This window comes from Paraburkholderia panacisoli (assembly GCF_008369935.1).
GTDB lineage: Bacteria > Pseudomonadota > Gammaproteobacteria > Burkholderiales > Burkholderiaceae > Paraburkholderia > Paraburkholderia panacisoli.
In genome coordinates this window covers 33,565-46,201 of sequence record NZ_VTUZ01000037.1, presented here as the reverse complement: position 1 = coordinate 46,201, position 12,637 = coordinate 33,565, and the positions used below count along the sequence as shown (strand labels likewise).

12 protein-coding genes are annotated in these 12,637 nt (G+C 61.3%); 11 read left to right on the top strand and 1 reads right to left on the bottom strand.

Annotated features, from left to right (window positions below; genetic code table 11):
• Positions 1-63: 63 nt before the first annotated feature.
• Together FVF58_RS37255 and FVF58_RS37250 are read left to right on the top strand one after the other, a co-directional pair.
• Positions 64-1,347 (top strand): dihydroorotase, encoded by a 1,284-nt coding sequence (locus FVF58_RS37255; protein WP_149674701.1) that lies wholly within the window; start codon positions 64-66, stop codon positions 1,345-1,347.
• A 61-nt stretch (positions 1,348-1,408) separates the two neighbouring features.
• Positions 1,409-2,242 (top strand): lysophospholipid acyltransferase family protein, encoded by an 834-nt coding sequence (locus FVF58_RS37250; protein ID WP_149674700.1) that lies wholly within the window; start codon positions 1,409-1,411, stop codon positions 2,240-2,242.
• 30 nt (positions 2,243-2,272) lie between these two features.
• On the opposite strand, the gene FVF58_RS37245 is transcribed toward FVF58_RS37250, so the two are convergent.
• A complete protein-coding gene (locus FVF58_RS37245; protein WP_149674699.1) occupies positions 2,273-3,145 on the bottom strand; it encodes a symmetrical bis(5'-nucleosyl)-tetraphosphatase in 873 nt (290 codons plus the stop codon).
• 203 nt (positions 3,146-3,348) lie between these two features.
• Here FVF58_RS37245 and FVF58_RS37240 point away from each other — a divergent pair, with 203 nt between their 5' ends.
• From FVF58_RS37240 to FVF58_RS37200, 9 genes are all read left to right on the top strand, one after another.
• A complete protein-coding gene (locus FVF58_RS37240) occupies positions 3,349-4,260 on the top strand; it encodes an NAD-dependent epimerase/dehydratase family protein (protein ID WP_149674698.1) in 912 nt (303 codons plus the stop codon).
• 298 nt (positions 4,261-4,558) lie between these two features.
• Positions 4,559-5,620 carry a dTDP-glucose 4,6-dehydratase gene (gene rfbB, locus FVF58_RS37235; protein WP_149674697.1) on the top strand — a complete coding sequence of 354 codons (1,062 nt, stop codon included), beginning with the start codon at positions 4,559-4,561 and terminating at the stop codon, positions 5,618-5,620.
• A 10-nt stretch (positions 5,621-5,630) separates the two neighbouring features.
• A complete protein-coding gene (rfbA, locus tag FVF58_RS37230; protein WP_149674696.1) occupies positions 5,631-6,524 on the top strand; it encodes a glucose-1-phosphate thymidylyltransferase RfbA in 894 nt (297 codons plus the stop codon).
• The gene (rfbC, locus tag FVF58_RS37225) at positions 6,509-7,060 is read left to right on the top strand and encodes a dTDP-4-dehydrorhamnose 3,5-epimerase (RefSeq protein ID WP_149674695.1); all 552 of its coding nucleotides are present in this window, start codon (positions 6,509-6,511) and stop codon (positions 7,058-7,060) included. The genes rfbA and rfbC overlap by 16 nt, the downstream gene beginning before the upstream one ends.
• Before the next feature lie 7 nt (positions 7,061-7,067).
• Positions 7,068-7,991 carry a dTDP-4-dehydrorhamnose reductase gene (gene rfbD / locus FVF58_RS37220; RefSeq protein WP_188131051.1) on the top strand — a complete coding sequence of 308 codons (924 nt, stop codon included), beginning with the start codon at positions 7,068-7,070 and terminating at the stop codon, positions 7,989-7,991.
• 225 nt (positions 7,992-8,216) lie between these two features.
• Complete coding sequence (locus FVF58_RS37215) at positions 8,217-9,080, top strand: glycosyltransferase family 2 protein (protein ID WP_246217355.1); 864 nt, start codon at positions 8,217-8,219, stop codon at positions 9,078-9,080.
• Positions 9,081-9,152: 72 nt separating this feature from the next.
• Positions 9,153-9,935, top strand: coding sequence for an ABC transporter permease (locus FVF58_RS37210; RefSeq protein WP_149674693.1), 783 nt, complete (start codon positions 9,153-9,155; stop codon positions 9,933-9,935).
• Positions 9,936-9,945: 10 nt separating this feature from the next.
• Complete coding sequence (locus FVF58_RS37205) at positions 9,946-10,692, top strand: ABC transporter ATP-binding protein (RefSeq protein ID WP_149674692.1); 747 nt, start codon at positions 9,946-9,948, stop codon at positions 10,690-10,692.
• 4 nt (positions 10,693-10,696) lie between these two features.
• Positions 10,697-12,586 (top strand): glycosyltransferase family 2 protein, encoded by a 1,890-nt coding sequence (locus FVF58_RS37200; protein ID WP_149674691.1) that lies wholly within the window; start codon positions 10,697-10,699, stop codon positions 12,584-12,586.
• Positions 12,587-12,637 lie beyond the last annotated feature (51 nt).

The following is a 12,637-nucleotide window of genomic DNA, read 5'->3' as shown; positions in this document are numbered from 1 at the left end:
TTCGAGTAGCGCGAGACTGAGCTAAACATCAAGCTGAACCCAGGTTGAACTTAAAGGCAGCGCATGCAGATTCATATTCAAGGCGGCACGCTGATCGATCCGGCAGCGGGCACCGAACAACAGCAGGAAATTTTTATCGCGGCGGGCAAGATCGTCGCAATCGGCAACGCGCCGGCCGACTTTCACGCGGCGAAGACGATCGACGCCAAGGGCTTGCATATCGCGCCGGGTCTCGTCGACCTGTCCGCGCGTTTGCGCGAGCCGGGCTACGAGCACAAGGCGACGCTCGAATCGGAAATGGCCGCGGCGCTCGCAGGCGGCGTGACGAGCCTCGTGTGTCCGCCGGACACCGACCCGACGCTCGATGAACCGGGCCTCGTCGAGATGCTCAAGTTCCGCGCCCGCAACCTGAACCAGGCGCACGTGTATCCGCTCGGCGCGTTGACGGTCGGCCTCAAGGGACAGGTCATCACCGAGATGGTCGAGTTGACCGAAGCGGGCTGCATCGGTTTCTCGCAGGCCGACGTGCCGGTGGTCGACACCCAGGTGCTGATGCGCGCGCTGCAATACGCGAAGACCTACGGCTACACCGTGTGGCTGCGTCCGGTCGACGCCTATCTCGGCAAGGGCGGCGTGGCCGCGAGCGGCGCGCTGGCGTCGCGGCTCGGGTTGTCGGGCGTGCCGGTATCGGCTGAAACGATCGCGCTGCACACCATCTTCGAACTGGTGCGCGTGACCGGGGCGCGCGTGCATCTGTCGCATGTGTCTTCGGCGGCGGGCATCGCGCTGATGCGCGCGGCCAAGGCCGAGGGACTGCCGGTGTCGTGCGACGTCACCGTGAATCACGTGCATCTGATCGACCTCGACATCGGCTACTTCGACGCGCAGTTCCGGCTCGATCCGCCGCTGCGTCAGCAGCGCGATCGCGAAGCGATCCGCGCGGGTCTGGTCGACGGCACGATCGACGCGATCTGCTCCGACCACACGCCGGTCGACGACGACGAAAAGCTGTTGCCGTTCGGCGAAGCCACGCCGGGCGCAACCGGGCTGGAGCTGTTCCTGTCGCTGACGGTGAAATGGGCCGACGAAGCCGGCGTACCGCTCGCGCAGGCGCTGAACCGCATCACGGCGGCGCCGGCCGACGTACTCGGTCTGAACGCGGCTGGCCGCCTCGCGGTGGGCGCGGTGGCCGATCTCTGCGTGTTCGACCGTCACGCGCATTGGCGCGTCGAGCCGCGCGCATTGAAGAGCCAGGGCCACAACACGCCGTTCCTCGGGTACGAACTGCCGGCGCGCGTGCGGGCGACCATCGTGTCCGGTTCTGTCGCGTTCGAGCAGCGCGCGTAATCTCGTTCCTTGCGCGCGCATTGCAGCGCTGATTGCCAGGTTAAAACGGAAAGCTCCGACTATGAAGCTCGCGTTACGCAAGGCCCGTCTGATCGCGCATCTGCTGCACGGCATGTGGATCGTGGCGACGCGCTTTCCCGGCGCCAGCGCCGAACGGCGCCACGCACTCAATCGCGCGTGGTCGCTGAAAATGCTGCGCCTGTGCGGGATGCGCCTCGTCGTGCATAACGACAGTGCGCGGCTAGACCGCGGCGCGCTGGTGGTCGCCAACCACATCTCGTGGATCGACATCTACGTGATCAATGCGTGGCGGCCCACGCCGTTCGTCTCGAAGGCCGAGATCCGGCAGTGGCCGCTGGTCGGCTGGCTTGCGCGGCAACTGGACACGGTGTTCATCCAGCGCGAAAAGCGCAGCGACGCGAAGCGGATCATGCACGAGCTGTCCGATCGTCTGGGCGCGGGCGAGCTGATGTGCGTGTTTCCCGAAGGCACCACCTCCAATGGACTCGCGTTGCTGCCGTTTCACGCGAACATGTTCCAGGCGGCTGTATCGGCGGCGGCGCACGTGCAGCCGCTGTGCATCATGTATGAAGACGCGCAGGGCGGGCAATCCACGGCGCCCGCGTATATCGACGATCTGTCGCTCGCCGAATCGCTGAATCTGCTGCTGCGCGGCGGTCCGCTGACCGCGCACGTGTATGTGGGTGAACCGCTCGCGCCGGGCGCGGACCGGCGCGGGCTGGCCGCACAAGCACAAGAGGTGATTGCCGCTGCGTTGCGGCAGATGCAGGCCGGCACCGCGAAAGCGGGTGCGCTGGTGGCCGAAGAGGCCGCCACGCTCGCCGCGAGCGCAACGCTGATCGAGCCGGTCGACCACTCTGGCCGATCGGCCTGATGCTCACGCGGCACGCTTGCTGAATCTTCTTTAGTTGCCGCCACCCGAAACGCGGCAGGACTCGCAATCGACCTGCGTCAGCGTGCGTTCCGCGGGATTTTGCGCGAGCCGCACGGCCGATAGTTGCTCACCCCACACGCAGCCCGAGTCGAGTCCGATCAGGTTGTCGCGCATCATCAAACCGAGTGCGGCCCAATGGCCGAACACCACGGTCACGTCCGCGGTCTTGCGCGACGGCACGTCGAACCACGGTATGCAGCCCGGCGGCGCGGAGTTCAGCGTGCCGCTGCTGCTGAAATCCATCGCGCCGTCGGCATTGCAGAAACGGATGCGCGTCAACGCGCTGCACGTCAGACGCAGGCGGTCGATGCCTTTCAGATTCGGCTTCCATCGATTGGGCTCATTGCCGTACAACCCGGCGAGCGTCTCCTTCCAGTTCGGCGCGCGCAGGGCGCGCTGCAATTCGTCGGCGAGTTCCAGCGTCAGATTCACGTCCCATTGCGGCAGCACCCCCGCGTGCACCATCAGCATGCCGTTGTCGAAGTGCGCGAGCGGACGGTGGCGGATCCATTCGAGCAGGTCGGCGGCGTCGGGCGCGGCGAGGATGTCCTCGATCGTGTCGCCTTTCTTCGATTTGCGAATTCCCGCCGACACCGACAGCAGATGCAGGTCATGATTGCCCAGCACCGGCACCGCACGCTCGCCGAACGCGATCACGTCGCGCAACGTGTCGAGCGATTCGGTGCCCCGGTTGATCAGATCGCCCGCGAACCACAGCGGCGTGCCGGCCGGCGGCGCGGCCTTGGCGAGAAGTTGCTGGAACGGTTTGCGGCAGCCTTGCAGATCGCCGAACGCAAGCGGGGCCAAGGCGGAGGAGTCGCTGGAAGGAGTCGAGGGTGTCATCAAGGGGTCGGTGCGGTTCGATACTCGCGGTGACGCACGAGGCGTGCCGCGTTGGAGCGGTGCAGCATGCTACCGTGACATAATAGCTGGTTTGAAGATGTGACATCGCGCGGTGCGCCGTCGGGCGCTGCGAGCGAACCGCAACAGTTGGGCGTCGCGCGATATTGCAACACAACATAATGGCCCTCGAGAACGGAGTACGCATGTCGTCTTTTCAGGCAAAGCAACCTTTCCGCACGCTCGTCACTGGTGCGAACGGTTTTACTGGCCGCTATCTGGTCGAAAAGCTGCTCGGTCGCGGCCATACCGTGATCGAAACGACTGCTGGCCGCAACGACGTTGAAACGCCGACGCGCATCAGGCTCGACATTACGTCGCCGGCCGCGTGCCGGCGCGCACTCGAACTCACGCGGCCCGACTACATTGTGCACCTCGCCGCGATCAGCTTCGTGGGCCATAACGATCCGCTCGACTTCTATCGCGTCAACGTGATCGGCACGCTGAATCTGCTGGAGGCCTGCGCGGCCGTTGCCCATACGCCGCGCAAGCTGTTGATCGCGAGCAGCGCGAACGTCTACGGCAACGTGACGAGCGACGCGATCGACGAGAGCTTTCCGCTCACGCCGGTCAATCACTACGCGTCCAGCAAGGCAGCAATGGAAGCGCTCGTGCGCGCCTGGTTCGACCAGTTGCCGATCCTGATCGTGCGGCCGTTCAACTACACCGGCCGCGGCCAGGCGTCGAACTTCCTCGTGCCGAAGATCGTCGAGCATTTCGCGCGGCGTGAACCGTCGATCGAACTCGGCAACATCGACGTAGCGCGCGACTTCTCCGACGTGCGCTATGTCGCGAACGCTTACGACGCGCTGCTCGACTCCGATGTCGCGGGTGAGATCGTCAACGTCTGCACGGGAACGCCGTACACGTTGCGTAACATTCTGTCGGCGGCCAGCGATCTGACCGGGCACGAACTCGAAATCCGGGTCAATCCCGCGTTCGTCCGCCAAACCGACGTGAAAATGCTGGCCGGCTCGCCGGCCAAGCTGCGCTCGCTGGTGCCGGGCGTTGAGTCGATTCCTTTCATTGATACGCTGCGCTGGATGCTCACAGCCTGAGGCGCGCGGCATGTGCGATTATCCGTCGCTCGCTTTTTTTTTGCGCCACGCACCGCTTGCATAATTGCTGGCCTGTGGTGATCATCAGAAACCAAACTTGTCAAGCTGTTTCAAGTTGTTAGGGTTCTAGTTTTTGCTCTGGGTCGCTTTATAATCGGGGCGTCATAAGATCAGCGTCCGAGCGTTTGCTTGTACCACAAGCGAAGGCGACGGACTGCGGCAGAATCGGGGAACGACCGCGGGGTGAGCAATTCGGCGAACCGGTTCCGGCTGCCACTAACATCTAGAAGGGAATTTCATGATTCTGGTAACGGGCGGCGCCGGTTTTATCGGCGCCAACTTCGTGCTCGACTGGCTCAATGCCTCCGATGAAGCGGTGCTCAATGTAGACAAGCTGACCTACGCAGGCAATCTTGGCACGCTGAAGTCGCAACAGGGCAATCCCAAACACGTATTCGTGCGCGCGGATATCTGCGATCGCGCCGCGCTCGACGCGCTGTTCGCCGAGCACAAGCCGCGTGCCGTTCTGCACTTTGCCGCCGAGAGCCACGTCGACCGCTCGATCCACGGCCCGGCCGATTTCGTGCAAACCAACGTGGTCGGCACCTTCACGTTGCTGGAAGCCACCCGCAGTTACTGGAACACGCTCGGCGACGTCGAACGTGCCGCGTTCCGTTTCCTGCACGTGTCGACCGACGAAGTGTTCGGCTCGCTGTCCGCCACCGATCCGCAGTTCTCCGAAACCACGCCTTACGCGCCGAACAGTCCTTACTCGGCGACCAAGGCGGGCTCCGATCATCTGGTGCGCGCCTACCATCACACGTATGGCCTGCCGGTCCTGACAACCAACTGCTCGAACAACTACGGCCCGTACCAGTTCCCCGAAAAGCTGATTCCGCTGATGATCGCCAACGCGCTCGCCGGCAAGCCGCTGCCGGTGTACGGCGACGGCCAGAACGTGCGCGACTGGCTGTACGTGGGCGACCACTGCAGCGCAATTCGCGAAGTGCTCGCGCGCGGCACACCCGGCGAGACATACAACGTCGGCGGCTGGAACGAGAAGAAGAACCTCGAAGTCGTGTACACGCTGTGCGACCTGCTCGACCAACTGCGTCCGAAGGCGGGTGCGTCCCATCGCGACCAGATCACGTATGTGAGGGATCGTCCCGGCCACGACCGCCGTTATGCGATCGACGCGCGCAAGCTCGAACGCGAACTCGGCTGGACACCGGCGGAGACGTTCGAGACGGGTCTCGCGAAGACGGTCCAATGGTATCTGGACAATCAGGCATGGTCCGACGAAGTCGCCTCGGGCGACTATCGGAAGTGGGTTGAGACCAACTACGCGCAGCGCGCGTAAAGGCACGGTAATGGCGCGCAAAGGCATAATTCTCGCGGGTGGATCGGGCACGCGCCTGTATCCGATCACGCATGTCGTATCCAAGCAGCTTCTACCGGTCTACGACAAACCGATGATCTACTACCCGCTGTCCACGCTGATGGTTGCGGGCATTCGCGACGTGCTGATCATCTCCACGCCGCAAGACACGCCGCGCTTCGAAGCCATGCTCGGCGACGGCAGCCAGTGGGGGATGAACATCCAGTACGCGGTGCAGCCGTCGCCGGACGGACTCGCGCAGGCGTTCATCATCGGCCGCGATTTCGTGGGCAACGATCCGTCGGCGCTGATTCTCGGCGACAACATCTTCTACGGCCACGATCTCGCGAAGCAGCTTGAGAGCGCCGATTCGCGCACCGATCGCGCGACGGTGTTCGCGTACCACGTGCACGATCCGGAGCGGTATGGCGTCGTGGAATTCGATGAGAAGTTTCGTGCGCTATCGATCGAGGAGAAGCCGACCAATCCGCGTTCGCATTATGCGGTGACGGGACTCTACTTCTACGACAACGAGGTATGCGACATCGCCGCCGACATCAAGCCGTCGCTGCGGGGCGAGCTTGAGATCACTGATGTGAACTCTCGGTATCTCGAGCATCAAAAGCTCGATGTCGAGATCATGGGCCGGGGCTATGCGTGGCTCGATACCGGCACGCATGATTCGCTGATCGAAGCGGCCACGTTCATTGCGACGCTGCAAAAGCGCCAGGGACTCGTGGTAGCGTGTCCTGAAGAGATCGCCTATCGCCGTGAGTGGATTGACGACGAGCAGTTGCTCGCGCTCGCGAAGCCGCTCGCCAAGAACGCCTACGGTCAATATCTGCTCAATCTTCCGAAGGACCAAGTCGCATGGCCATCCAACTAACCGCTACGGCGCTGCCCGAAGTCAAGATCATCGAGCCAAAGGTGTTCGGCGATGCGCGCGGATTCTTCTACGAAAGCTTCAGCGCTCGCGAGTTCGAGGAGCAGGTGGAAGTTGGCGTCGAGTTCGTGCAGGACAACCACTCGCGTTCGGCGAAAGGCGTGTTGCGCGGGCTGCATTATCAGATTCAGCATGCGCAGGGCAAGCTCGTGCGCGTCGTGGAAGGCGAGGTGTTCGATGTCGCCGTCGATATCCGCAAGAGTTCGCGGAATTTTGGCAGGTGGGTTGGGGTGAATCTGTCGGAAGAGAATCATCGGCAGCTTTGGGTGCCGCCGGGTTTTGCGCATGGGTTTGTCGTGTTGTCGGATACGGCGCAGTTTCTCTACAAGACCACAGACTACTGGTATCAGGAGCATGAGCGCAGCATCGTGTGGAACGATGCTGAAATCGGTATCGAATGGCCCATCGACTTCGAGCCGCTCCTCGCGGCGAAAGATGCCGCGGGCAAGCGTTTGAGCGATGCCGAAGTTTTTGCGTGAGGTCACAATGAACCAGGAACGCGCGATACTCGTGACCGGTGTCAACGGCCAAGTCGGCTTCGAATTGATGCGCACGCTGCAAGGTTTGGGGCGGGTTGTTGCGCTTGATCGTAAAGCACTGGATCTTTCCGATCTCGATCGCGTGCGTGCGGTCGTGCGGGAGATCAAGCCTGCGATCATCGTCAATCCGGCTGCGTACACCGCAGTCGACGCTGCCGAGAGCGATATCGATGCGGCAATGCGACTCAACGCGGATGTGCCGAGGACACTGGCCCAGGAGGCCGCCGATAGCGGTGCCGTGCTTGTTCACTATTCAACGGACTATGTCTTCGACGGCACCAAAAGCACGCCCTATGCCGAGGACGACCGCACGAACCCGCAAAACGTTTATGGCGCCAGCAAGCTCGCCGGCGAACGGGCGATCGCGGAAAGCGGATGTGCGTATTTGGTTTTTCGAACCAGTTGGGTATACGGGCGCCGCGGGAAGAACTTTCTGCTGACGATGCTGAGGCTTGGAGCCGAACGTCCGGAATTGCGCGTGGTTGCGGACCAGATCGGTGCGCCGACCTGGTCGAATACGATTGCGACGGCGACCGCGCACGTGCTTGCGCAGGGCTTGGCGTCCGAAGATGCGAAATGGTGGCGGGAGCGGTCGGGAATTTATCATCTGACCGCCGCGGGCGCGACCTCATGGCACGGATTCGCTCAAGCGATTTTTGATATTGCGATGGGTGAATTGGCGCCAAAGGTTCTGCCGATCTCCGCGAGCGAATATCCGGTGCCCGCGAAGCGTCCGGGGAACTCGCGGATGTCGCAAGAAAAGCTCGCCGAGCGCTTCGGGCTGTGCTTGCCCTCATGGGACGACGCTTTGCGCCTGTGCATGGGCGACATGGCGTCGGGGGCGCGCCAAACCGATGCTACGTTGACATGAAGCCGCTTTACCGCATTCGTAGCGGATCCGTCTCGGCTTGCGATGACGCGGGAACATCCCCACGCGTAACGATGCTTACGTGCGCATTTGCGGCCGGTGCAGGGGATCTTGCCGGCCAAGAAAAGCGTCGATCGTCGAGGGTATGGACATGCACCGACGTCGCGCACGCGCACAGGTTGCTGAATCAACGTGGCTAATCGGTCCGACCAAACCGGCATCGTAGTCGTGTTTTATCGACCCGATGACGACTGTGTAAAGCGTGCGAATCGGTTCGTCGAATTTGCCCGATGTGTCGTTGTCGACAACACGGAGCGTGTTGATTGCGCGACGGCGCTCGGTCTGGACGATCGGATTATCTATATCGCGAACGGAGCTAATCTCGGCATTGCTACGGCGATCAACCAGGGGGTGACTCGCCTGATCGATGCAGGCTGTGTAAGCGCGCTCATTTTCGACCAGGACAGCGAGCCTTCGGCACAGTTGATCGAAGCGCTGCCACGCACTCTCGACGTGGAACTAAGGCACCGAACTCGCGTTGCGCTGGTCGGACCCGCGTACGAGGATGCGCGACTGGGCGGCGTTGCGCCGTTCGTCCGCTTCGGCTATCTGAAGCTGCAACGTGTGGCGCCTGTCGGGACCCGACCCATCGACGTGGACTTTCTGATCAGTTCGGGCTCTTGTATCAATCTTGCCGCATGGAGCGACATCGGGCCGATGGAGGATGAACTTTTCATCGACTTTGTCGATCTCGAATGGTGCATTCGAGCACGTTCGAAGGGGTACGCGGTGCTCGGTGCTCCGGGGCTGCGTCTCGCACATTCACTGGGCGGCGAACCAGTGGTTATTTTTGGCCGAACCTATCCGAGTCATAGTCCGGTACGTCACTATTACATGTTTCGCAATGCCATCGCGCTCATCAAACGCAGCTATATTCCATGGAGCTGGAAGTCCACGGAGCTCGTGAAGCTTCCCGTTCGGCTCGCGATTTATGGGCTGTTCATGCATCCCCGTGCGCGTCACTTTGGTATGGCCATGCTAGGTATCTGGCATGGCCTCACCAGCCAGATGGGCGCATTGCGCGAGCGATGACTTTCGTCGCTGCCAGACCACGCGGTCCATGTCCGTCAAATAGCACATCCACAGTAATCCTTTGAATACACAATGTTTAATCTCATACTCGTCGATCTAAAGCAAAGCGTCGCGTCGTGGCGGCTCTGGACTCTGCTGGGATGGCTGGAGGTAAGGCAGCGCTATGCGCGCTCTAGGCTCGGACCGTTCTGGCTAACCATTAGCATGGGAGTCATGATCGGGTCTATCGGCGTCGTCTACGGCACGCTGTTCGGCCAAAAAATGAGCGACTACCTTCCGTTCCTGTCGGTCAGCCTTGTGATGTGGATGGCGTTTGCATCGACCGTGAGCGAAGGCAGCACGGCATATATCAATAGTGGCACCTACATACGTCAGGCGTCGACACCGAAGCTGATCTACATCTTCCAGGTTGTCTGGCGCAACTTGGTGATCCTTGCGCACAACTTCCTTATCGTCATCCTGTTGCTGGCGATCTTTGGTGTGAAGAGTTGGGAGACGCTGCCCGTTTTTATTCCGGCGCTGCTCGTGTACATTCTGAACGGGATGTGGATCGCGATGGTGGCAGCGTTGTTGTCGGCGCGATTTCGCGACCTGCCGCAGATTATCGGCGCGTTGATCCAGATCGCTTTTTACGTTACCCCGATCATGTACCGGCCGGAAGCGCTCAACCGCTTCGCGTTCATCGTCGAATGGAATCCGCTTGCATATCTGATCGATCTGGTGCGCGCTCCACTGATCGGTCAAATGCCAAGCGTATTGACCTGGAGTGTGTGCATCTGTATAACCCTGGTCGGCTGGCTGCTTGCGTTGAGCTTGACGAGCCGCTATCTGAAGCGCATTCCCTATTGGATTTGAGAAGCACATCATGGCGTTTATAGAACTTAAAGGCGCGACCCTCGATTTGCCGATCTACGATGTGCAAGGGCGCTCTCTGAAAAAGCAAGTGATGCGCATGGGCCGGCGGAACTCCATTGCGGAGGACAATCACGGCGTGATAGTCGTACGTGCGCTCGACAACATCGACCTACGGCTGGAAAGCGGTGACCGGATCGGCCTGATCGGTCACAACGGTGCAGGCAAGTCGACGTTGCTCCGGGTTATGGCGGGCATTTATTCGCCAACGGTGGGCGAGGTTTCATGCGACGGGAAGATCGTCCCGTTGCTGGACATCAGCTTGGGCATGGACGAGAACTCCACGGGTCTGCAAAACATCCGACTGCGGGGACTGCTTCTCGGCATGAGCGATAGCGAAATCCAGGCCAAGCAGGAGGAAATCGCCGAGTTTTGCGAACTGGGCGACTATCTGGATCTTCCCCTTCGTACGTATTCGAGCGGTATGCGTGTGCGTCTCGCGTTCGCGGTGTCGACCGCAGTTGACGCGGAAATACTGCTGCTCGACGAAGTGATGGGAGTCGGTGATGCGTCGTTCATGAACAAGGCGAAGAATCGCCTGCAGGACCTTCACAGCCGAGCTGAAATCGTCGTGTTAGCGATGCATGCGAACGCTGAAATTCGCCGGGTCTGCAATAAGGTGCTGTGGATGGAGCGCGGCCGGGTACGGGCATTCGGTCCCGTGGAGGAAGTCCTTTCCGCCTACGAAGCGCAGGTGTGACGGCATGCGGGTCGCTTCGCTGATGCGCCTGTCGCAGCGATCACTGCGCGCACTCCATCAAGCTGTACAACTCCGCGGTGGCGTGGTTACAGCGATTCGCGCGGGTCTGACCGTGCTGCGCCGCGAGGGCATGGCGGGACTGCTCAGCCGGGTGACGCGCGACAGTGTGGTCGAATACCAAACGTGGATCGAGCAGTACGATACGATCGACGACGCAAAGCGCGGGGCGCTCGCGGCCATGATCGGTGCGCTGCGCAAACGCCCTTTGATCTCCGTGATAGTGCCGGTGTACAACACACCGGAGCCATATCTTCGTGACATGATCGATTCGGTGCGCGCGCAGATCTATCCGTATTGGGAACTGTGCATTGTCGACGATGCGTCAACCGCGCCCCACGTCTCCGCAGTCCTGCAGGAATACGCGGGGCGCGATACGCGCATCAAGGCATTGCGCCGACCGACGAACGGCCACATCTGCGCCGCCAGCAACGACGCGCTCGGCCTGGCGGCCGGCGAGTTCATCGCGCTCCTGGATCACGACGATTTGTTGTCTGAGCATGCCCTCTGCATGGCCGCGGTGTACTTGGACCGCTTTCCGTCCGGCCTCATGCTATATAGCGACGAGGACAAGCTTTCCCCCGATGGCCGGCGCGTGCAGCCTTACTTCAAGTCCGACTGGAACCCCGCGCTGATCCTCGGGCAGAACATGTTCTCGCACCTTGGTGTGTTCGAGACGAACCTGGTGAGGCGGGCAGGAGGGTTTCGGCCCGGTCTCGAGGGAAGCCAGGATCATGATCTGGTGCTGCGCTGCGTCGAGCTTGCCGGGGATGCGGCCGTGGTTCACGTTCCTCATATTCTCTATCATTGGCGCGTGACGGCCGAGAGCACAGCGCGGGATGTGGCCGCCAAGCCTTACGCGCGAGATGCGTCGTTGCGCGCGGTTCGGGAGCATCTGTCGCGGCGCGGTCTCGACGCGTCGGTCGAGCCATTGTCCGTCGACTCGACAATGTTGCGCGTGACATTTGCCGTTCCTGAGCCGGTGCCGATGGTATCGATCATCATTCCAACGCGCGACAAGCCCGACCTGCTGGAGCGCTGCATCGAAAGCGTGAAGGCGCGCACGCTCTACCCGAACTATGAAATCCTGATCGTGGACAACGGGTCACGCGACACTCGCGCTGTCGAATTGCTGGCGCGATACGAACTGCAACCCAACGTGACAGTGCTGCGTATCGATGCGCCGTTCAACTATGCGGCGTTGAACAATGAGGCGGCTGCCCGTGCGCATGGATCGATGCTGTGTCTGCTCAACAACGACATCGAAGTGATATCGTCAGATTGGCTCGACGTGCTAGTCGGCTACGCGGCGTTGCCCCTGAGTGGCGCGGTGGGCGCTGCGCTTTGGTATCCAAACGACCGGTTGCAGCATGGAGGAGTGCTGTTGGGTATCGGAGATCTGGCAGGGCACATGCATCATATGGCCCCGCGCGGAGCACGCGGTTACTTCGGCCGCGCGGTACTCGCACAGCAGATGTCGGCCGTGTCGGCTGCATGTTTGGTCGTTAAGAAGGCATTGTACGAAGACGTAGGCGGACTCGACGCTGAACACCTGCCTGTGGCATTCAATGACGTCGACTTCTGCCTGAAACTCGGTGCGGCTGGATATCAGAACGTATATGTGCCGTTTGCCGAGCTTTATCATCATGAGTCGGCGTCGCGGGGCAGCGACACAACTTCGTTGAACGCAACGCGATTCGGACGAGAGATCGGATGGATGCGAGAGCGGTGGGGTTCAGAGGTTGGCAAAGACCCCTTTTACAATCCGAATCTGGCGGTAAGTGGCCGCCCAGTGTTTTCATTGGCTTTCCCACCACGGGTCGAACAGTTCGCCTAGTGCGTACGTCCACCTGTCGGGCAATAGCCGGTACTTTCCATCGTTGGCGGT

Excerpts from the sequence above, each read along its gene's own strand:
- FVF58_RS37255 (WP_149674701.1), top strand. The coding sequence starts at position 64 with ATGCAGATTCATATTCAAGGCGGCACGCTGATCGATCCGGCAGCGGGC.
- FVF58_RS37250 (WP_149674700.1), top strand. The coding sequence starts at position 1,409 with ATGAAGCTCGCGTTACGCAAGGCCCGTCTGATCGCGCATCTGCTGCAC.
- FVF58_RS37245 (WP_149674699.1), bottom strand. The coding sequence starts at position 3,145 with ATGACACCCTCGACTCCTTCCAGCGACTCCTCCGCCTTGGCCCCGCTT.
- FVF58_RS37240 (WP_149674698.1), top strand. The coding sequence starts at position 3,349 with ATGTCGTCTTTTCAGGCAAAGCAACCTTTCCGCACGCTCGTCACTGGT.
- rfbB (WP_149674697.1), top strand. The coding sequence starts at position 4,559 with ATGATTCTGGTAACGGGCGGCGCCGGTTTTATCGGCGCCAACTTCGTG.
- rfbA (WP_149674696.1), top strand. The coding sequence starts at position 5,631 with ATGGCGCGCAAAGGCATAATTCTCGCGGGTGGATCGGGCACGCGCCTG.
- rfbC (WP_149674695.1), top strand. The coding sequence starts at position 6,509 with ATGGCCATCCAACTAACCGCTACGGCGCTGCCCGAAGTCAAGATCATC.
- rfbD (WP_188131051.1), top strand. The coding sequence starts at position 7,068 with ATGAACCAGGAACGCGCGATACTCGTGACCGGTGTCAACGGCCAAGTC.
- FVF58_RS37210 (WP_149674693.1), top strand. The coding sequence starts at position 9,153 with ATGTTTAATCTCATACTCGTCGATCTAAAGCAAAGCGTCGCGTCGTGG.
- FVF58_RS37205 (WP_149674692.1), top strand. The coding sequence starts at position 9,946 with ATGGCGTTTATAGAACTTAAAGGCGCGACCCTCGATTTGCCGATCTAC.
- FVF58_RS37200 (WP_149674691.1), top strand. The coding sequence starts at position 10,697 with ATGCGGGTCGCTTCGCTGATGCGCCTGTCGCAGCGATCACTGCGCGCA.